We start from the raw sequence: 236 nt of genomic DNA, 5'->3' as shown, positions 1-236 counted from the left end.
GCGTAATGCTAAATGCTTTTTAAGTCGCTAACTTGTCAAGGTTAGTAGACTTGCTTTATCGTGATAAAGCTACTCTTTAGAGTAAATTATGCGCTTGGCGATGACCTACTTTCACATGGGGAGACCCCACACTATCATCGGCGCGATTGCGTTTCACTACTGAGTTCGGGATGGGATCAGGTGGTACCACAATGCTATTGTCACCAAGCAAATTCGGATGTTAATCGCTTATCGCA

General features: G+C 44.1%; 1 rRNA gene. It reads right to left on the bottom strand.

Going from position 1 to position 236, the window contains the following annotated elements:
- Positions 1–92 precede the first annotated feature (92 nt).
- Positions 93–208: ribosomal RNA gene (gene rrf, locus AB4128_RS15280) — 5S ribosomal RNA — on the bottom strand.
- Positions 209–236: the final 28 nt, after the last annotated feature.

The sequence above is a fragment of the Shewanella sp. 10N.286.52.A9 genome (assembly GCF_041468985.1).
Classification (GTDB): domain Bacteria; phylum Pseudomonadota; class Gammaproteobacteria; order Enterobacterales; family Shewanellaceae; genus Shewanella; species Shewanella japonica.
This window is presented reverse-complemented; position numbering and strand designations above follow the sequence as displayed.